This is a genomic window from Polaromonas sp. P1_F4 (assembly GCF_056405675.1).
The window spans coordinates 548,988-569,379 of sequence record NZ_JBFUBP010000001.1; the positions used below are offsets into that span (position 1 = coordinate 548,988).

The 20,392-nt window shown below is 61.0% G+C and carries 17 protein-coding genes; 12 read left to right on the forward strand and 5 right to left on the reverse strand.

Going from position 1 to position 20,392, the window contains the following annotated elements; genetic code table 11:
• Positions 1–51: 51 nt before the first annotated feature.
• The 6 genes from maiA to AC1DYQ_RS02675 all read left to right on the forward strand — a co-directional run bounded on the left by maiA (position 52) and on the right by AC1DYQ_RS02675 (position 7,810).
• Positions 52–690, forward strand: a complete 639-nt coding sequence (gene maiA, locus AC1DYQ_RS02650; protein WP_477685452.1) for a maleylacetoacetate isomerase — start codon at positions 52–54, stop codon at positions 688–690.
• 115 nt (positions 691–805) lie between these two features.
• A complete protein-coding gene (gene pgeF / locus AC1DYQ_RS02655) occupies positions 806–1,615 on the forward strand; it encodes a peptidoglycan editing factor PgeF (RefSeq protein ID WP_477685453.1) in 810 nt (269 codons plus the stop codon).
• A 356-nt stretch (positions 1,616–1,971) separates the two neighbouring features.
• Positions 1,972–3,738 carry a class I poly(R)-hydroxyalkanoic acid synthase gene (gene phaC, locus AC1DYQ_RS02660; protein WP_477685454.1) on the forward strand — a complete coding sequence of 589 codons (1,767 nt, stop codon included), beginning with the start codon at positions 1,972–1,974 and terminating at the stop codon, positions 3,736–3,738.
• Between the two features lie 68 nt (positions 3,739–3,806).
• Positions 3,807–4,985: an acetyl-CoA C-acetyltransferase gene (locus AC1DYQ_RS02665; protein ID WP_477685455.1), complete on the forward strand. Its 1,179-nt coding sequence runs from the start codon at positions 3,807–3,809 to the stop codon at positions 4,983–4,985.
• 139 nt (positions 4,986–5,124) lie between these two features.
• A complete protein-coding gene (gene phbB, locus AC1DYQ_RS02670; protein WP_477685456.1) occupies positions 5,125–5,862 on the forward strand; it encodes an acetoacetyl-CoA reductase in 738 nt (245 codons plus the stop codon).
• A 235-nt stretch (positions 5,863–6,097) separates the two neighbouring features.
• Complete coding sequence (locus AC1DYQ_RS02675; RefSeq protein WP_477685457.1) at positions 6,098–7,810, forward strand: cation:proton antiporter domain-containing protein; 1,713 nt, start codon at positions 6,098–6,100, stop codon at positions 7,808–7,810.
• On the opposite strand, the gene AC1DYQ_RS02680 is transcribed toward AC1DYQ_RS02675, so the two are convergent.
• The 5 genes from AC1DYQ_RS02680 to AC1DYQ_RS02700 all read right to left on the reverse strand — a co-directional run bounded on the left by AC1DYQ_RS02680 (position 7,807) and on the right by AC1DYQ_RS02700 (position 12,248).
• Positions 7,807–8,427 (reverse strand): DsbA family protein, encoded by a 621-nt coding sequence (locus AC1DYQ_RS02680; RefSeq protein WP_477685458.1) that lies wholly within the window; start codon positions 8,425–8,427, stop codon positions 7,807–7,809. The two genes, AC1DYQ_RS02675 and AC1DYQ_RS02680, sit on opposite strands and share 4 nt — an antisense overlap.
• A 33-nt stretch (positions 8,428–8,460) precedes the next feature.
• Entirely contained in the window at positions 8,461–9,180 is a 720-nt protein-coding gene (locus AC1DYQ_RS02685) for a glutathione binding-like protein (protein ID WP_477685459.1), read from the reverse strand.
• A gap of 34 nt (positions 9,181–9,214) precedes the next feature.
• Positions 9,215–9,748 carry a cupin domain-containing protein gene (locus AC1DYQ_RS02690; protein WP_477685460.1) on the reverse strand — a complete coding sequence of 178 codons (534 nt, stop codon included), beginning with the start codon at positions 9,746–9,748 and terminating at the stop codon, positions 9,215–9,217.
• A 75-nt stretch (positions 9,749–9,823) separates the two neighbouring features.
• A complete protein-coding gene (locus AC1DYQ_RS02695) occupies positions 9,824–10,219 on the reverse strand; it encodes an RNA-binding protein (protein ID WP_477646486.1) in 396 nt (131 codons plus the stop codon).
• Positions 10,220–10,445: 226 nt separating this feature from the next.
• The gene (locus AC1DYQ_RS02700) at positions 10,446–12,248 is read right to left on the reverse strand and encodes a M14 family metallopeptidase (protein ID WP_477685461.1); all 1,803 of its coding nucleotides are present in this window, start codon (positions 12,246–12,248) and stop codon (positions 10,446–10,448) included.
• 286 nt (positions 12,249–12,534) lie between these two features.
• Between AC1DYQ_RS02700 and AC1DYQ_RS02705 the strand changes: the two genes are divergently transcribed.
• The 6 genes from AC1DYQ_RS02705 (at position 12,535) to AC1DYQ_RS02730 (ending at position 20,375) form a co-directional block, all read left to right on the forward strand.
• Entirely contained in the window at positions 12,535–13,020 is a 486-nt protein-coding gene (locus AC1DYQ_RS02705) for a hemerythrin domain-containing protein (protein WP_457280395.1), read from the forward strand.
• Positions 13,021–13,095: 75 nt separating this feature from the next.
• Complete coding sequence (gene dusA, locus AC1DYQ_RS02710; RefSeq protein WP_477685462.1) at positions 13,096–14,166, forward strand: tRNA dihydrouridine(20/20a) synthase DusA; 1,071 nt, start codon at positions 13,096–13,098, stop codon at positions 14,164–14,166.
• A complete protein-coding gene (locus AC1DYQ_RS02715) occupies positions 14,159–15,106 on the forward strand; it encodes a DMT family transporter (protein ID WP_477685463.1) in 948 nt (315 codons plus the stop codon). The genes dusA and AC1DYQ_RS02715 overlap by 8 nt, the downstream gene beginning before the upstream one ends.
• Before the next feature lie 452 nt (positions 15,107–15,558).
• Positions 15,559–17,481 (forward strand): PrkA family serine protein kinase, encoded by a 1,923-nt coding sequence (locus AC1DYQ_RS02720; protein WP_477651075.1) that lies wholly within the window; start codon positions 15,559–15,561, stop codon positions 17,479–17,481.
• Between the two features lie 63 nt (positions 17,482–17,544).
• Positions 17,545–18,819, forward strand: coding sequence for a YeaH/YhbH family protein (locus tag AC1DYQ_RS02725; RefSeq protein ID WP_477685853.1), 1,275 nt, complete (start codon positions 17,545–17,547; stop codon positions 18,817–18,819).
• On the forward strand, positions 18,816–20,375 hold the full coding sequence (locus tag AC1DYQ_RS02730) for a SpoVR family protein (RefSeq protein WP_477685464.1): 1,560 nt from the start codon (positions 18,816–18,818) through the stop codon (positions 20,373–20,375). Before AC1DYQ_RS02725 ends, AC1DYQ_RS02730 begins: the two co-directional genes overlap by 4 nt.
• Positions 20,376–20,392 lie beyond the last annotated feature (17 nt).

The following is a 20,392-nucleotide window of genomic DNA, read 5'->3' on the forward strand; positions in this document are numbered from 1 at the left end:
CGCAGGCTCACGAAGTGCGCGACCGTGGGGGCCATCGTTTATGCTTTAGAGATGAAACTCCACAACTATTTCCGATCTTCTTCGTCGTTTCGTGTACGCATTGCGATGGAGCTGAAGGGCCTGAGCTACGACTACATTCCTGTGCACATTGCCAAAGGGGAGCACAAGCAGCCGCCTTACGCCGCCCTGGCCGCCGACACCCTGGTGCCCCTGCTGGAAGTCGATGGGGAAAAGCTGTCGCAGTCGATGGCCATCATCGAATATCTCGACGAAAAACACCCCGAGCCGGCTTTGCTACCGGCCGATGCGATGGGCCGTGCCAAAGTGCGCGCGCTGGCGCAGTCCATTGCCTGCGAAATCCACCCCGTCAACAACTTGCGTGTCCTGAAGTACCTGGTCAAGGAACTCAAGCTCGACGAAGCTGCAAAGAACGCCTGGTATGTGCACTGGTGCCGTGAAGGCCTGGAGGCCTTTGAACGCCAGCTGGCCCAGTTGCCTGCGTCGATCTATTGCTATGGCGACACGCCCACGCTGGCCGACTGCTGCCTGGTGCCGCAGATATTCAATGCCAAACGCTTTAACGTGAGCTTTGACGGCTTGCCCCGCACCATGGCTGCGTTCGACGCCTGCATGGCGCTGCCGGCCTTCCAGAAGGCCCAGCCTTCGGCCTGCCCCGACAACGAAGCCTAAATATGTGGCCCCCACGTTCCCCACTTCTTGTGGTTCACTGCCCCTTCCTGATATGTTCCAGGGCTCGTTTCCTGGGGGCGGCCCGTCGGAAAACTGGCCTACCGATCCGGTTGATATGGACGCACGCTGGCTGATCCCAGACTGGCCGGCGCCTGCCGGCGTGCGTGCAGTGTTCACCACACGTGGCGGTGGCGTGTCGCCCGTTCCCTATGACAGCCTGAACCTGGGTGACCACGTCGGCGACCAGCCGGCCAATGTTGCGGCGAACCGTGATGTGCTGCAGCGGGCAACGGGTAGCCACCCGGTATTCCTTCAGCAGGTGCATGGCAGCGAGGTGCTGGTGTTGAGCGCCGATGCCGCTGACGGCCAGTCAGCCGATGCCTGCGTGACGGATCAGGCGGGACTTGCCTGCACGATCATGGTGGCCGATTGCTTGCCGGTGCTGTTCGCGAGCGAAGACGGCGCTGTGGTGGCCGCAGCGCATGCGGGCTGGCGCGGGCTGGCAGGAAGGCCGACGGGCCCGCACGGTGTACTTGAGGCAGTTTATGAGTCATTTCGGGCTCTGGCTCAACAAGCACGGGCGCAAGCAGCTATTAAAACAATAGCATGGCTCGGTCCGTGCATTGGGCCTGCAGCGTTCGAAGTCGGCGCTGAAGTCAAGGCCGCGTTCGAAACCGTGCAGCCTGACGCCGGCCGCTGCTTTACGCCGTGCGGCAGCGGTAAATACCTGGCCGACTTGCCGGCGTTGGCGCGTTTGCGCCTCAAGGCGATAGGGATTACACAGGTGTACGGCAATGACGGCAGCGATGCCTGGTGCACCGTGGGCAATCCGTCAAGATTCTTTTCCCACCGGCGGGATGCCGGCGTCGCCGGCAATGGGTTTGGCACCACGGGGCGCATGGCCGCCTGCATCTGGCGCGTGTGACGGTGAGGGTTTGTCTGGGGCTGCGTCCACGCCTGCAGTTTGCTGCAGGCGCTCTGCTGCTGCGCGTTTCTTGATCGCCTTGCTGCGGGCAGGGGCGCCCATCAGGTAAACCACCAATGCCACAGGACCCAGTCCATAGAGTACAAAGGTGACCAGTGCCCCCAGAAGTGTGCCGTTGCTGTTGGTGGCTTCGGCAACACTCATCATGAGCACAACGTAAATCCAGGCGATGACAATCAAATACATAAATACGTGCAACTCCGCGGCCCTGGTGAGCAATTTGTAATGCAAATCCTACGATACTGTTGGTGTGCTCAAAAGAGTCACCAGGACTCAACATGGATCGGGGAGACAAGATGAATTTTGACGCAAAGCAGGCCGAAGCGGCCCGGCAGATGCAAGAGACCTTTGCGGCAGGCCTGCAGCAGGCCATGAGTGTCATGGCAAACGCCGGATCAAGCGCCGGCTTCAATACTGGTGCCAACAACGGATTCGCACCATTGGGTGCGTTCAGCCCAGGCCAAACCCCACCGGCACTCCAGTTCGATCCGGCCAGGCTCCAGGAATTGCAGCAGCGCTATATCGCGGACGCCTCAGCCCTGTGGAACCAGGGGGTGCAGGAGGGCGCCGATACGCTGGTGTCTTCTGACCGCAGGTTTTCCAGCGCGGCCTGGAAAACCAACCCCGTCTCGAAATTTTCGGCTTCCACCTATCTGCTGAATGCCCGCACCCTCATGGCCCTGGCCGACGCCGTCGAAGGCGACGCAAAGACCCGCGCACGCGTGCGCTTCGCGGTCGAGCAATGGATGGCGGCCACGGCGCCCAGCAATTTCCTGGCGCTCAATGCAGAGGCCCAGCAAAAAGCCATCGAGAGCCAGGGCGAAAGCATCGCCCAGGGTCTCACCAACCTGCTGCACGATCTGAAGCAGGGCCACGTGTCCATGACCGACGAGCGTGTGTTCGAGGTCGGTAAAAACGTTGCCACCACCGAAGGCGCGGTGGTGTTTGAAAATGAATTCTTTCAACTGCTGGAATACAAGCCCCTGACGGCAAAGGTGTACGAAAAGCCTTTCCTGTTGATCCCGCCGTGCATCAACAAGTTCTACATCCTTGACCTGCAACCCGAGAACTCGCTGATCCGCTATGCCGTCAGCCAGGGCCATCGCACCTTCGTGGTGAGCTGGCGCAATCCGGATGAGTCGATGGCCCAGAAGACGTGGGACGACTACATCGAGCACGCCGCCATCAAGGCGATCGAGGTGGTGCAGGAGATCACCGGCGCCAAAACCCTGAACGCACTGGGTTTTTGCGTGGGCGGCACCATCCTCGGAACAGCGCTGTCCGTGCTGGCCGCACAGGGTAAAAAGCCGGTGGCCAGTGCAACGCTGCTCACCTCGTTTCTTGATTTCACCGACACCGGCATCCTTGATATCTTCATCGACGAAACCTCGGTCAAGTACCGCGAGGCCGAGATGGGGGAGGGCGGCTTGCTCAAGGGGCAAGACCTGGCTTCCACCTTCAGCTTCCTGCGACCAAACGACCTTGTCTGGAATTACGTGGTCGGCAATTACCTGAAGGGCGAAACACCGCCTCCGTTTGACCTGCTGTACTGGAACAGCGACTCCACCAACCTGCCGGGCCCGTTTTACGCCTGGTACCTGCGCAATACCTATTTTGAGAACAATCTCATCAAGCCGGGCAAGACCGTGGTGTGCGGCCAGAAAGTAGACTTGCGCAAGGTCGACATTCCTGTGTACATCTACGGCTCGCGTGAAGACCACATCGTGCCGATTGGCGGCGCCTATGCCTCCACGCAGCACTTGCCTGGAAAAAAACGTTTTGTCATGGGTGCTTCCGGCCATATTGCGGGTGTGATCAACCCGCCGGCCAAGAAAAAACGAAGCTACTGGACCCGTGACAAGCTGCCACAGGGGAAGTTTCCCGCGACGCAAGCCGGTTGGCTCGAAGGCGCGACAGAACATCCTGGCAGCTGGTGGACGGATTGGTCGGAATGGCTCAAGGGCCATGCTGGCAAGCAAATTGCTGCACCCAAAACCTATGGCAGCCGCAAGTACAAAGCCATTGAGGCTGCGCCGGGCCGCTATGTCAAGGCAAAAGCCTGAGGCAGCAAGCCGCGCCTCCCTAGACCGCATTCATAAACGCATCCTAAAACTTCAAAAAGGGACACATCATGGAAGATATCGTTATCGTTGCAGCCGGCCGCACCGGCGTCGGTAAATTCGGCGGCTCGCTCGCCAAAATACCCGCAACCGAGCTCGGCGCAGCCGTTATCAAGGGTGTGCTGGAGCGTTCCGGCCTCAATGCCGACCAGCTCGGTGAGGTCATCATGGGCCAGGTATTGACGGCCGGCGTCGGCCAGAACCCGGCGCGCCAGTCGGTCATCAAGGCAGGTTTTCCCAACGGCATTCCGGGCCTGACCATCAATGCGGTTTGCGGCTCTGGCCTCAAAGCCGTCATGCTGGCGGCGCAGGCTGTGGCCACGGGTGACAGCGAAATCGTCATTGCCGGCGGCCAGGAAAACATGAGCGCCGCGCCGCACGTACTCAACGGTTCGCGCGACGGCCAGCGCATGGGCGACTGGAAGATGATCGACTCCATGATCGTCGACGGCCTGTGGGATGTCTACAACCAGTACCACATGGGCATTACCGCCGAAAACGTGGCAAAGAAATATGAGATTAACCGCGAGGCGCAGGACGCCCTGGCGCTGGGCAGCCAGACCAAGGCCGCGGCCGCGCAGGACGCCGGCAAGTTCAAGGATGAAATCATCCCCATCACCATTCCGCAGAAAAAGGGCGACCCGGTGGTGTTTGCCGCTGACGAATTCATCAACCGCAAAACCAGCGCCGAAGGCCTGGCGGGCCTGCGCCCGGCGTTTGACAAGGCCGGTGGTGTGACGGCCGGCAATGCCTCGGGCCTGAACGACGGCGCTGCCGCCGTGATGGTGATGACGGCCAAAAAAGCCGCCGCCCTGGGCCTCAAGCCATTGGCGCGCATCGCCAGCTACGCAACCACCGGCCTCGACCCGGCCTACATGGGCATGGGCCCGGTACCCGCATCGACGAAGGCGCTGCAGCGCGCAGGCTGGAAGGCCCAGGACCTCGACCTGCTCGAAATCAACGAAGCCTTTGCTGCCCAGGCCTGCGCGGTGAACAAGGAGATGGGCTGGGACACCAGCAAGGTCAACGTCAACGGCGGCGCCATCGCGATCGGCCACCCGATCGGCGCGTCCGGCTGCCGCATCCTGGTGACGCTGCTGCACGAAATGGCGCGGCGCGATGCAAAAAAAGGCATTGCCAGCCTCTGCATCGGCGGCGGCATGGGGGTTGCCCTCACGCTGGAACGCTGAATGTAAGGTAAAAGAGGCTGAGACTGGCTTGCACCGTGCGCTAGCAGCTATTAAATCGATAGCGAACCACGGTGGGCCGTTCGGCAGGGAAGTCATCAGGTAACGGTTTCAAATAATTCACAAAATCAAGGAGAGCGAAATGGCAAAGAAAGTAGCGTATGTCACGGGCGGTATGGGCGGCATTGGAACTGCCATCTGCCAACGGCTGGACAAGGACGGGTTCACGGTGATCGCCGGTTGCGGCCCCACGCGCGACTTCACCAAATGGCTCGACGAGCAAAAAGCCCTGGGCCATACTTTTTATGCTTCGGTGGGCAACGTTGGCGACTGGGATTCCACCGTCACGGCCTTTGACAAGGTCAAGGCCGAGCATGGCCCCGTGGCAGTGCTGGTCAACAATGCCGGCATCACGCGCGACGGCCAGTTCCGCAAGATGAGCAAGACCGATTGGGATGCCGTGATCTCCACCAACCTCAACAGCATGTTCAACGTGACCAAACAGGTCATCGAGGGCATGATTGAAGCGGGTTTCGGGCGCATCATCAACATCTCGTCGGTCAACGGCCAGAAGGGCCAGTTCGGCCAGGTGAACTATTCCACCGCCAAGGCCGGCCTGCACGGCTTCACGATGGCGCTGGCGCAAGAGGTGGCGGCCAAGGGCGTGACGGTCAACACGGTAAGCCCCGGCTATATCGGCACCGACATGGTCAAGGCCATACGCCCTGACGTGCTGGAGAAAATCGTCGCAGGCGTGCCCGCCAAGCGGCTCGGCCAGCCCGAGGAGATTGCCTCCATCATTTCCTGGATCGCGTCCGATGAAGGCGGCTACGCCACCGGCGCCGACTTCTCGCTCAATGGCGGCCTGCACATGGGCTGAGCACCGTCGTTCAAGCAGTTGATCAAAACCCGCTTCGGCGGGTTTTTTAATGCGTGGCTGTTTGGCGTAAACAACCTGCGAACGCGTGGGGAATTGGCCATGGGCCATTTCAATCGTCTGTAGTAAATTAAAGAGACATGTTCTACGGGGACAGTCCGCATGCCGGGCTGCGTCGCAGGCTTTCCCTGGAGTCTGAACGGGCTCTTAACCGCTTTCCAGAAGGAATCCCTTTCGCATGCCCCATAGCGTTTCCCTGATCAGCACGATTGCCGCCGGCTTGGGTCTGGCCCTGATTTTTGGTTTTCTCGCCGTGCGGCTGCGTTTGCCCGCGCTGGTGGGTTACCTGTTCGCAGGTGTGATCATCGGACCGTTCACGCCCGGCTTTGTGGCGGATGCGGAGATCGCGAGCCAGCTCGCTGAAATCGGGGTGATGCTGCTGATGTTCGGCGTCGGGCTTCATTTCTCGCTGGACGACCTGTTGGCGGTGCGCAAGATCGCGGTGCCTGGCGCCATCGTGCAGATGACGGTCGCCACCGCGCTCGGCATGGGCCTTGCGCACTGGTGGGGCTGGAACCTTGGCGGGGCGCTGGTGTTTGGACTGTCGCTGTCGGTCGCCAGTACCGTGGTGCTGCTTCGGGCCCTTGAAAGCCGCGGCATCCTCGACTCGGTCAATGGGCGGATTGCCGTGGGTTGGCTGGTCGTGGAAGACCTGGCCATGGTGCTGGTGCTCGTGCTGCTTCCGCCGCTGGGCGGCTGGCTGTCGGGCAAGGTTGATGCCGATGTCAATGCGCTGTGGAAAACACTGGGCATTACGCTGCTGCAAGTGGGCGGTTTTGTGGCGCTGATGCTGGTGGTGGGGCGCCGCTTCTTCCCCTGGGTGCTGTGGCAGGTGCAGCGCACCGGCTCGCGCGAGCTGTTCACGCTGTGCGTGGTGGCCGCGGCCGTGAGCATCGCGTTCGGCGCGACGGAGCTGTTCGGCGTGTCCTTTGCGCTCGGCGCCTTCTTCGCCGGCATGGTGATGCGCGAATCTGAATTCAGCCACCGGGCGGCCGAAGAGTCGCTGCCTTTGCGCGACGCTTTCGCCGTGCTGTTTTTCGTGTCGGTGGGCATGCTGTTTGACCCCTGGGTATTGCTGGAGCGGCCACTGCAGGTGCTGGCCGTGGTGGGCATCATCATCGTTGGCAAGACATTGGCGGCCGGCTTGCTGGTGATGGCATTTCGCTATCCGCTGAACACCGCGCTCACCGTCTCGGCCAGTCTCGCGCAGATCGGCGAGTTCTCGTTCATCCTGGTGGGCCTGGGTGCATCGCTAGGCCTGCTGCCCCCCGAAGGGCAAAGCCTGGTGCTGGCGGGTGCGCTGATCTCGATTGCACTCAACCAGCTGGTCTTCAAGGCGGTTGAGCCCTTGCAGCAATGGATCCTGGCGAAGTCACCCCTGGCGCGCAAGCTGGAGGCCCGCGATGACCCGACGGCGGAGCTGCCGGCCACGACCGACCCGAAGTATTTGTCGAATCATGTGGTGCTGGTGGGCTATGGACGGGTAGGGCGGCGTATCGCCGATGCACTGAAGGCTCATCACGTTCCGTTTGTGGTGGCAGAGCAGAATCGCGAGGCAGTGGAACGGCTTCGGGAGCAGGGTATTGCGGCCGTGTCTGGCGATGCGGTGGAGGCGGAAGTTCTGGTTCAGGCGCACATCGCGCAGGCGCGCATGTTCGTGATCGCGACGCCCGACACGCTGGACGTCAGGCGCATGGTCGCCACTGCGCGTTCACTGAATCCGGCCATTGAAACCGTGGTGCGTACCCACAATGAGGCTGAGGCGCGCCTGCTCGACAACGAGAAGGCCGGCAAGGTCTTCCTCGGTGAACAGGAGCTGGCGCAGTCCATGGCGCGCCATGTGCTGGAGCGCGTCGGTGCCACCGCCGGCGCGTCAACCGCAGCGCATTAGGCGCCTGCTCTGGCCCGCAACACAGCGGAGCGCACCAGCGCAAGCCTGTCGCTGCCGAAATACATGTCGTCGCCCACAAAAAAGGTGGGTGAGCCGAACGCACCGCGCCGGATCGCTTCGTCGGTGTTGGCTTTGAGTTGCTCCTTGATGTCGGGCCTTGCGATGCCAGCCTGAAACGCTGCGGGATCAATGCCAACTTGCCGGCAAATCAATGCCAACACTTCATCCTGCGAGATGTCTTCCTCACGTGTGAAATAGGCTGCGAAGGTAGCCTCGATGAATTCAAGGTAGTGTGGCTCGGCCAAGGCATCCTGTGCAATCCACAGGCAGCCCCGCATGGCCTTGACGCTGTTGACCGGGAACACCTTGGGCGGGAAGGCGATCTTCAGTCCTGCTTCGCTTGCGCTGTCCTGTACGTCCTTGAGCATGTAGCGGTTCTTCGGCGTGTTCATGTCTTCACGCGCCGCATAAATTCCTTTGTTGACGGTGTTGAAAATACCGCCCACCAGTACCGGCCGCCAGCGGATGGTTTCTTTGAGTTCGGCTGCCAGCGGCTGGATGTTGCGAAAAGCGATGTAGGTCCAGGGGCTGGAGCAGTCGAAGAAAAATTCAATCATGGGTATCCCGGTTTTTGAGGAAGGAAAAGGGGGTCAGGAAACCTTGTGCGCGCCGTCCCGTACGCTTTGCGCTGTCTGGCCAAACAGGGCCTTGCGTGCCTCATCGGTCAGCGCCGGTGCGCGCAGTTCCTTGCCCAGGTTCAGCCCGCGTTTGACGGCAGGCCTTTCAAACAGGGTGTCGTACCAGCGTTTTACATGGGGGAATTTTTGCAAGTCAACCTGCTGAGCCTTGTGTGTACGCACCCAGGGAAAGATGGCCATGTCGGCGACGGAGTAAGCAGCACCCGCCACATGCGCACCGGTTCGTGCCAGTTGCRCATCGAGCACGCCGTAAAGGCGGTCCACTTCCTTGCTGTAGCGCTCGATCGCATAGGGGATTTTGTCCGGCGCATACAAAAGAAAATGCCCGTTTTGCCCCGCCATGGGACCGAGTCCACCCATCTGCCACATCAGCCACTGCATGGCCTGGTAGCGCTCGCGCAATTCGGCAGGCAGAAAGCGGCCGGTCTTTTCGGCCAGGTACACCAGGATGGCGCCGCTCTCAAACACCGCCACAGGTGCCCCGCCGCCGGCGGGCGAGCGGTCGACGATGGCCGGCATGCGGTTGTTGGGGCTGATCGCGAGAAATTCCGGCGTGAACTGCTCACCCTTGCCGATGTTCACCGGGACCAGCCGGTAAGGCAGGCCGCACTCTTCCAGCATGATGGAAATCTTCCAACCGTTGGGTGTAGGCCAGTAATGCAGGTCAATCATGGGAAATCCTCGGGGTTCTTGAACTTGTTGGGCGCTAGATCAATGGCGCCAGCTGCGGATGGTCGGCGGCGATTTGCCGGGCTTCGTTGCCGCCAGACTCCATCATCCGGAAGTCGGAAAAATCAAAACCCGGACCCACCATGCAGGCCATGAGGGTGTAGCCCGCCGCGGCATTCGCCTGTGGCCTGGCCGCCTGCCAAAGGCCGGCAGCCACAACGTGTTGAGGGGTGGTTGCCGCACTGACAGGGCCCAGCGCCGTGCGGCTCAGGCGGTTGTCCTCCGCGTTCCATGTCCAGAGATCGAGTGATGCGCCCTCCAGATGGACCCACACCTCGTCGGAAAGAACGCGGTGCCACCGTGAGTGTTGGGTGGCGTCAAGCAAAAAGTAAATCGAGGTCAGGGCATTGCGCACCGGTCTTCCGTCCTGCGGCGCCACTTGCTGTGTGGAGCGGAACACCTCGCAGTACCAGCCTCCTTCCGGATGCGGTTTCAGCCGCAGCTGTTCAATGAGCTGGCGAGCGCGGGGCGTCGTAGTGGGCAGGTCTGGAGTGTGGCTGGACTGGGGCATGAGGCGCAGTGTGCCTTAAACCCGGGCCGGTTTTCAACCTGCCCCGATTGTCCTTGGGCACCTGCGGGACGGGCGTTACTCCAGGTCCTCGATCGCCAGGCTGTGGTACTTTTGCGCATAGGAAAAAGGCACCGTCCGTACGACTTCCATGATGCGCTCCGTGGCGTCTTTGGACGGCACCGGAATCATCAGCGCGTGGTGGCCTTCCCGTGCGAGGTCCACGTACTTGTGGACCGTCGCGCCCTCAGTGCCAACACGCGGCAGGTTCACGTCCGAATGGCCATCCGCCTTGCCGATATCTTCGAGGATGTCTTCCGGTGTCAGCAGCATGATGCCGTTGCTGGCCATTTCCAGTTCATGGGCCACGTGCCTGGCGTCTTCAAGATTCGGGAACATGATGAACGCGTAGCCGGTGGGATAAAACACACCACCCATACTGAGCATTTTTTTGGTCAGTTCGAAGTTCTTCATGGCGAGTCCTTTCATGCATTGCGTTGGTTCAACGAATCATTAAGGCGCGAAAACTGTAAATTTCCGGTCAGCCATGACATCCTCTTCCTGTCAGACGTCATCGTCAAGTCAGGCCCGAGACTCATCTCTTATGCCAGCAGGGGCCGCGGAACCGGCTTTGCCGGGCCGCAGGCGCAGCGGCCCCCTCGGGGGGCAGGAAGCTACACGAAGTGAGCGACCGTGGGGGCTACAAGTCCTCTAGCTTGATGGTCGGCTCAGCCATCACACGTACCGTGCTTTGCAGTCCCTGCAGGAGCTGGTTGGCGAAGTAGCTGCTCTGGGTGTCGGGCTCCAGTGCAGCAAACACCAGGTTGCCAAGCGGTTGATTCAGAGGCACATAGTAGCTGCCGCGAGGCACGTCCACCACGCCGCGAGTCAGGCTGACCTGGACTTTGAGAACGGCTTTGCCGTCGGCGATGGTGCCGCGCACGTCCTGGCGTTCACCCGAGGTGCTGGACGTTTCCCGATAGCTGTCGCCGAGCATGGAACCCTGTTCGGCAACGCGCTGCACCTGGACGCCGTGCAGCCGCAGCCGGTCGACGGCTACGGTGGAGGCTGCCGACAGCCAATAGCCGCAGGGGCGTGCGCGGGCTTTAAGGCTGCGCAGCGCAAGGGCAGAATCCCAGTCCACGGACACAGTCTTGTCGGCGCCTGTCACGGGGTCGAGCATGAGCAAGTCGTACTGTGCGGAAGTAGGCGCTGCCTCCACGACAGCTTCCTCCTTGCAGGCTTTGGCGCCGACCTCCTTGTCGAGGTAGGGCCGCAGCTGTTGCAGCTCGTTCGCGCGCTGGGCGGTGCTCGCCAGCGCACTGGTGATGGCTGTCACGTGGGTGTGGACGCGCCGCTGGATATGCAGGCGGCCAATGCCAACTCCGCGTGTTTCGATCAGCAGGCTGATGGCGTTTTTCAGTCCATAAACATTTCGGCCGGTGTCGGGTTGGGTGCCGCCCATCGAGATTTTTTTGTCGGCCAGGTCGCTTGAGGTGGTGTAGTACCACTCCGTGGTGAGGTTTTGTCCCTTGAGGGCTGCCAGCAGAGGGCGCCGGTACCACTCTTCCGCGGCCTTGGTCAAAAACTCGGGCAGGTTCGCGGTGGTGGCGTACTGGAATAGCGCGTCGAACTTCTGCACGCTGCCGAACTTCTGCAGGAAGCGCCCCACGACCGTGTACTCGTGGGCGTCGACCACCACGGTGGGGTGGTAATCGCGTGCGAGCCTGGCAAGCGCCTGGGCTTCCGGCGTGTTGAGCAGCATGTGGTCGCGGTTCATGTCCAGCCCGCCTGTGGTCGCACGTTGCTCATTCGCTGCACCATCAGGATTGGCGCGCGGAACAATCACCACATTGATGCGGTCCAGCGCGGGCTGCAGCAAGCCCTGTGCAAGCTCCCGGGCGATGACCAGCAGCGCTTCGCTGCCGGCAGGCTCGTCGCCGTGCTGCTGGCCTACCAGCAGCACCGTGGGCTTGCCTGCTGACTGCATTACCGTGGGGTCCGTGCCGCCGGCGCGGGTCAGGACCAGTGCTTCAAGTGTTTCACCGCGCTGTGACCGGCCTATGGGCAGCACGGCAGCCCTGACCCCGGGCGTGCGGGAAGCCGCGGCGGCCTGCTCGCGCAGCCATGCCTGGATCTCGGCCTGCGTGGTGAACGTGGTGCGGCCGGCTTGAAGCCCTGGCGTGTTGTAAACAACGGAGGGTGCCGGAAAGCGCGCGGCAACCGCGTCGCTATAAGGTGCGGGTTGGCCGACCGTTGCTGTTGGGGGCGCGACGGGCGAGGTCTGGCCCGCAGCGGCCGCAGGCGCAGGACGTTGCGCGGCGGGCGCTGGGGCTGGTGAGGGCGCAGAAGTTTGTGTGGAGGGTGGCGTCCATGGCGGAAGCGGTACCGAAGTGCAGGCGGCCAGCAATGCCAGCGGAAGCAGCGCAGCAAGCGGATGCATGCGGGACGAGGGCAAAATGCGATGGTGTGGAGGGGAGTTGTGCGGCATGGTCGTCGTCATTTTTTCCTGCACTTCAAGGCCTGAGATTTTCGGGTGGTGTGACCGCCCATATTACCCGCTTGCCGGAGTGCGGCACGCCGGTTTGGGCGAATTCCCGAGCCCGTGCAGCAAGGCCGCCACGTTTTGTCCGAGTCTGCCAGGTTCCTGTATTCCTACATAAGCGCTCCCGGGTTTCCCACAAATCGCGCACGGGCGTCGGCCTAAATTGGCTGGGCGATTGGTTTTGCCGGCCGCATTGAATTTCAACCCACAAACAGACTGACCATTAACCCCAAAGAGGATCCCCATGAGCAAAGCACCTCCAAAAAAGCACGATGCTGTAGATCTGCTGGATGCCGACCATATTGCCGTTAAAAAGCTTTTCACCACATTCAGGAAGTTATGCGACAGCCATGCGTCCGGCGAGGAGAAGCGCGAAGTAGCCGACAAGATCTGCCAGGAGCTGACGGTACACGCGCAAATTGAAGAAGAAATCTTCTATCCTCAAGTTCGCGCGGCCATCAACGACGACGCGCTGCTCGACGAGGCGGAAGTGGAGCACGGTACGGCCAAGGACCTGATCGCACAGATATCGGGCATGGATCCGGAAGACGATCTGTATGACGCCCGCGTGACGGTACTGGGCGAATACATCGACCACCACGTCAAGGAAGAGCGCGAGGAAATGTTCGTCAAGGCCCGCAAGTCCAGGCTGGACCTGGTGGCATTGGCCGACGAGCTGAGCCAGCGCAAAATGGAACTCATGGACGAATTCAAAACCGCCGAGGTCTGACGGGGTTTTGGGCGGGCTTCTCCGGGCCAAAACCCTGCGCCGCTGCGGGTGCGTCCTTTCTGGGAAAATGGGACTATGTCAGCCCCATTCCCATTTCCCGCTGCGCCTGTATCCGGCGCCTCCGCCGCATTGCCGGGCCATCCCTGGCGGCTGAGCGTGGCGCCGATGATGGACTGGACCGACCGGCATTGCCGCCACTTTCACCGGTTGCTGTCGCGCCACGCCTTGCTCTACACCGAAATGGTGACCACGGGTGCCTTGATCCACGGTGACGTGGAGCGGCACTTGCGCTTCAACGCCGAAGAACATCCCGTGGCGTTACAGCTGGGCGGCAGCGAGCCGGCGGATTTGGCTCGCTGCGCCCAGCTGGGCGAGCAATGGGGCTATGACGAAATCAACCTCAACTGCGGGTGCCCCAGCGAGCGCGTGCAGCGCGGAGCTTTCGGTGCCTGCCTGATGGCCGAGCCGCAGCTAGTGGCCGATTGCGTGAAAGCCATGGTCGATGTGGTCGATGTGCCGGTCACGGTGAAGCACCGCATCGGCATCGACAAGGCTGAAAACTATGAGTTTGTGCGCGATTTTGTGGGCACGGTCAGCGAGGCCGGTTGCACGGTCTTTATCGTGCATGCGCGCAATGCCTGGCTCAAGGGCCTTTCCCCCAAGGAAAACCGCGAAGTACCACCTCTGCGTTATGAGTTGGTGCACCGCCTCAAGAAGGAATTCCCGAGCCTGATCATCTGCATCAACGGCGGCATCAATACGCAGGAAGAGGTGGCCGGGCATTTAGCCGCGCTTGACGGCGTGATGATTGGCCGTGAGGCCTACCATAACCCCTGGTGGCTGGCCTCCTGGGATAGCGCCTTCTTCGGCACCGCCGAATCCCTGCCGACCCGTGAAGCTGTGGAGTCGCAGATGTGCGACTACATGGTGCGCGAGGCTGCTGAGCATGGCACGCCCAAGAGCGCCATTGCGCGCCACATGCTGGGCCTGCGCAACGGCCTGCCCGGCGCGCGGCGCTGGCGTCAGGTCTGGAGCGACCACCGCCTGCGCGACCTGCCGCCGCATACCGTGATGGCGCTGGCACACGAAATGCCGGCTTCATCGCCATCGACGCTGGCCGACACCACCGCCATGGCCGATGCCTGATTCCGCGCAAAAACAGGCGCGCCAGGCGTTGGCCTTACTCTGGTTGGTACCGGCGCTCTGGACGGTCAACTACATCGTGGCGCGCAAGGCGCCGGGCGTGATAGGCCCTTATCTGCTGGCTTTCGGGCGCTGGGGCCTGGCGGCGTTGCTTCTGCTCGTGCTTACGCGGTCCGAGCTGTGGCGCCAGCGCGGCCACATCGCCAAAGTGTGGTGGCAGTACCTGGTGCTCGGTACCCTGGGCATGGTGATTTGCGGCGCCTGGGTTTACCAGGGGGCGCGGTCCACCGGTGCGATGAATATCGCGCTTATTTATGCGGCGTCGCCGGTGCTGATAGGTCTGGGGGCAGTGATCTGGCTCGGTGAGCGCCTGGGCCTGCGTCAGGGCCTGGGGGTGCTGCTGGCCATCGCCGGTGTGGTGCACGTCGTGGTCAAAGGCCAATGGACCGCGCTGGCTGGCGTACAGTTCTCGGCGGGAGACCTGTGGATCGTGGCCGCCACTGTGTCATGGGCTGCCTATGCCTTGCTGCAAAAGCAGTGGCCCAGCCCGCTTGGCGCCACGGCCCGGCTGGCGGTCATCTGCGTAGGCGGTAGCCTGGTGTTGCTTCCCTTGACTGTGTGGGAAATGTCGCGGTCCGATGTCCTGCCGTTAAGCGGCTACGGGCTGTGGCTGATCGTGGTGGCCGCGATTGTGCCGGGGCTGGGCGCTTACTGGATTTACGGCTGGGCGCAAAAAATCCTGGGTGCCAGCCGTGTTGCAGTGTCGCTGTACCTGGGGCCTCTCTATGCGGCGCTGGCTGCCTGGGGCGTGCTGGGCGAACCGTTGGGCTGGCACCACGCGGTGGGTGCCGCATTGATACTACCCGGCGTATTTTTTGTAACGGGCGCCGACAAAGGGCTGACTAAAAAACATTCAGGGCCGATACTGACAGAAGGCACTTGAAATTCCTGACACGCATTGGTGACTTCAGCTTGCGGCCTGCTGTTTGTCCATGCAATGCGTGTGTCTGATTTTTGTCTGTTGAATGCGCTCCGGCTTTGAAATGAATCGCGGCCAGCGATTTGCATTCTTCAACAAAACCTTCAATGCAGCCTGATCGCCTGCGCACTAAGCTATTAAAAAAATAGCAAACTTAACGACCATGAAGACAGACGTGCGATGGTGCCGGCATGGCGCACACACGCATACATATCGTCCGCATTCGTTAAAAAATACGCTGTACCTATTCGCGCATTTGGAAAATAATGGAGACGATTGTTCCCTGGAACTTTCCGTTGACGCTGCGATCTATCAATCGCATGGTGTGAGATAACAGTCGATGCATTGCGCGGAATCTGAAGCAGATTTCCATCACGAGTAGGGGTGCTTCGGTTCCCGCGCGCAAAGGAGTCTTTATGGATGTCGTCCGTAATTTTCTGACGCGTTATGAACAGACGCGAGAAGAGGAGCTGTCCATCGAGGACTACCTCGACGCCTGCAAGCGCAGTCCTCTCGTCTACGCCACCGCGGCTGAGCGGATGCTCGCCGCCATTGGCGAGCCTGAACTGCTGGACACCCGGCATGACCAGCGCCTGTCGCGCCTGTTCGGCAACAAGGTCATCAAGATCTACCCGGCGTTCCGCGACTTCTACGGCCTGGAGGATCCCATCGAGCAGGTGGTCTCCTACTTCCGCCATGCCGCGCAGGGCCTGGAAGAGAAAAAACAAATTCTGTACTTGCTAGGCCCGGTGGGCGGCGGCAAGTCGTCCATCGCCGAGCGGCTCAAACAGCTGATGGAGCAGGTACCTTTTTACGCCTTGAAGGGCTCGCCTGTTAATGAGTCTCCGCTCAGCCTGTTCAATAATGCAGAGGACCTTCCGTTGCTCGAGTCCCAGTACGGCATTGCACCGCGTTACCTGCAGCGAGTCATGTCGCCGTGGGCGGTCAAGCGCCTCGAGGAGTACGGTGGTGATATTCGCCGGTTCCGTGTGGTCAAGCGCTTTCCTTCCATACTGAAGCAGTGCGCCATTTCCAAAACAGAGCCTGGCGACGAGAACAACCAGGACATCTCTTCGCTGGTCGGCAAGATCGACATCCGCAAGCTGGAGACTTACGCCCAGGACGATCCGGACGCCTACAGCTATTCCGGTGGCCTGTGCCTGTCCAACCAGGGCTTGCTTGAATTTGTGGAGATGTTCAAGGCGCCCATCAAAGTGCTGCATCCCTTGCTGACCGCCACGCAGGAGGGCAACTTCAAGGGCACGGAGGGCTTTGGCGCCATTCCCTTCGACGGCATCGTGATGGCGCACTCCAACGAAAGCGAGTGGAAGGCTTTCAAGAACAACAGGAACAACGAGGCTTTCCTGGACCGGATCTACATCGTCAAGATTCCGTATTGCCTACGTGTGTCGGAGGAGGTGAAGATTTATGAAAAGCTGATTCACAACTCCTCGCTGCACAACGCCATCTGCGCGCCCGGCACCTTGAAGATGATGGCGCAGTTTGCTGTGCTGACGCGCCTGAAGGAGCCCGAGAGCTCCAGCATTTTCAGCAAGCTGCAGGTGTATGACGGCGAAAACCTCAAGGACACCGACCCGAAAGCCAAGAGCTACCAGGAATACCGCGACTACGCGGGCGTCGACGAGGGAATGAACGGAATCTCGACGCGCTTTGCCTTCAAGATTTTGTCCAAGGTGTTCAACTTCGACTCCACCGAAATCGCGGCCAACCCGGTGCATTTGATGTATGTGCTGGAGCAGCAGATCGAACGCGAGCAGTTCCCGCCTGAAACCGAGCAGAAGTACCTGGCCTATATCAAGGAAATCCTGGCCATGCGTTATGCCGAGTTCATCGGCAAGGAAATCCAGACGGCCTACCTGGAGTCCTATTCGGAATACGGGCAGAACATTTTCGACCGTTACGTGACCTACGCCGACTTCTGGATCCAGGACCAGGAATACCGCGATACCGATACCGGTGAAATCTTCGACCGCTCGGCGCTCAATGCCGAACTCGAGAAAATCGAGAAGCCCGCCGGCATCAGCAACCCGAAAGATTTCCGTAACGAGATTGTCAATTTCGTGTTGCGCGCACGCGCCAACAACGCGGGCAAGAACCCGGTCTGGACCAGCTACGAAAAACTCCGCACCGTGATCGAGAAAAAGATGTTCTCGAACACCGAAGACCTGTTGCCGGTGATTTCGTTCAATGCCAAGGCCAGCGCGGACGAGCAGCAAAAACACGAAGACTTCGTCAACCGCATGGTCGCCAAGGGGTATACCACGCGGCAGGTCCGGTTGCTGTGCGACTGGTACCTGCGGGTACGCAAGAGTTCCTGAGGCCCGCGGTGCGCCGTGGCGGCGCGTCCTGTGTCAGGTGTAGTCATGTGTATGTGACCGGAGATCAACGTGCTCCAGCAAGTCATTGACAGGCGGTTGGCGGGAAAGAACAAGTCCATCGGCAACCGCGAGCGTTTCCTGCGCCGATTCCGTGGGCAGATACGCGACGCCGTGCGCCGTGCTGTCGCGGGCCGCAGCATCCATGACATCGAGCAGGGGGAAGACATCACCCTGCCGCGGCGCGACGTTTACCAGCCGGTGTTTGGGCACACCGGCGGCACGCGCGAGACCGTGCATCCCGGTAACCGCGAATACGTCCGCGGCGACCGCATCGCGCGGCCGCAGGGCGGCAGCGGCGGCGGGTCGGGCGGTGAGGCCAGTCCCGACGGCGAGGGTGAGGACGACTTTGTCTTTCGCATCACACGCGAAGAGTTCATGCAGTACTTCTTTGACGACCTTGCGCTGCCCGATCTCATACGTACCCAGCTTTTGCCCGATGCGCCGGAATGGAAGTCCCGCCGCGCCGGTTTCATCTCGGATGGAACGCCGACCAACCTTCATGTGGTGCGTTCGTTGCGGGTCGCGCTCAGCCGGCGCATCGCCATAGGCGGGGAGACGCGGCGGCAGGTGCATGAGCTGGAGGCGCAGCTGGCGCTGGCCCTGCGCGACGCGCCGGACCTGCCTGACGAGATTCTTTCCTTGAGGACACAAGTCGACGCGCTTCGCCGGCGCCTCAAGGCCATCCCGTTCTTCGATCCCTTCGATCTGCGTTACCGCAACCGGGTCCGGGTGCCGCAGCCCAGTGCCAAGGCGGTCATGTTTTGTCTGATGGATGTGTCGGGCTCCATGGACGAAACGCGCAAGGACATCGCCAAGCGGTTTTTTATCCTGCTGTACCTGTTCCTGAGGAAGCATTACGAAAAGACCGACGTCATCTTCATTCGCCATCACACCCAGGCGACCGAGGTGTCCGAAGAGGAGTTCTTCCAGTCCACCGAAACCGGCGGCACCGTGGTGTCCAGCGCCCTGGCCTTGATGCACCAGATCATCCAGGAGCGTTATCCGCCGGGTGACTGGAACATCTATGGCGCCCAGGCTTCGGACGGCGATAACTGGCACCAGGATTCAGCACGCTGCCGCGAGTTGCTGGTCGGCAAGCTGCTGCCGGTGTCACGGTATTTCGCCTATGTCCAGGTCGGTGAAGAGGACCAGAACCTCTGGGAGGAATACACCCAGGTGCAAGAGGACAACCGGAATTTCGCGATGCGCAAGGTCGCAGCCGCGGACGAGATTTTCCCGGTGTTCAGGGAGTTGTTCAAAAAAGGCGTCAAGCCATGACAAAGAGCGAGAGAAAGCCTGCCGAAGTGGCGGCGCCTGGCTTGTCCGGCACCGGGCGCCGGAATGCCTGCCTGCCCAGCCCGTCCGACTGGTCCTTCGAGTTGATCGAGCTCTACCACGGCGAGATTGCGCGAAAGGCAAAGTCCTTCGGCCTGGACACCTACCCGGTGCAACTCGAGGTCATCACGGCCGAGCAGATGATTGATGCCTATGCCTCGGTGGGCATGCCGGTGAACTACCGGCACTGGTCCTTCGGCAAGCAGTTCATCTCAACGGAAAAAAATTACCGGCGCGGCCAGATGGGGCTGGCTTACGAAGTCGTGATCAATTCCAACCCCTGCATCGCCTACCTGATGGAAGAAAACACCATGCCCATGCAAGCGCTGGTGATGGCCCATGCCTGCTACGGCCACAACTCCTTCTTCAAGGGAAACTACCTGTTCCAGATGTGGACCGACGCCGGCGCCATCGTCGACTACCTGGTGTACGCACGGGCCTACATTGCCGAGTGCGAAGAGCGCCACGGCTGGGAGGCGGTCGAGCAGCTGCTGGATTCCTGCCATGCGCTGATGAGCCACGGCGTGGACCGTTACCAGCGTTCGCAGAAGCTGTCGCTGGCGGAGGAAGAAGCCCGCCGCAAGGACCGCGAGGCTTATCTGCAGCAGCAGCTCAATGACCTGTGGCGCACAGTCCCCAGGTCTGCCGACAAGCCGGCCGAAAAAACCCATCGCCGTTTTCCGCCGGAGCCGCAGGAAAACATCCTGTATTTCATCGAGAAGAACGCGCCCCTGCTGGAGCCCTGGCAGCGCGAGGTGATCCGCATCGTGCGCAAGATCGGCCAGTATTTTTACCCACAGCGCCAGACGCAGATCATGAATGAAGGCTGGGCCACCTTCTGGCATTACACACTGCTCAATTCCCTGTACGACGAGGGCTTGCTGACCGACGGCTTCATGATCGAATGCCTGCGATCCCACACCAATGTCATTTACCAGCCGCCGGTGACACATCCGGGCTACAACGGCGTCAACCCGTATGCGCTGGGCTTTGCCATGTTCAGCGACCTCAAGCGCATTTGCGAGTCTCCCACGGAAGAAGACCGGCAGTGGCTGCCGGACGTTGCCGGCTCCAACTGGCTGGAGACGCTGGACTACGCGATGCGGCATTTCCGCGACGAGAGTTTCATCGGGCAATACCTTTCGCCGCGGTTGATACGCGAATTCCGCCTCTTCTCAGTGGTGGATGACGCGAGCAAGTCCGAGCTTGAAGTGGCGGCCATTCATGACGACGCGGGTTATCGGCATGTACGCGAGGCACTGTCACGCCAGCATGACCTGAACTACCGCGAGCCCAACATACAGGTCTGGGACGTTGACGTACGTGGGACCCGCTCCCTGACCTTGCGCCACAGCCGCCACAACGACCGAACGCTCACGGACGATGTCCAGGAGGTGATCAAGCATGTTGCGCGCCTTTGGGGTTTTCCCGTCCTGCTTGAAAGTGTGGACAAGCATGGCAAGGTGGTGCAGCACTGGGAGGCGGTGCCGCAGGCCTGATTCCATTCAGGGGTCGG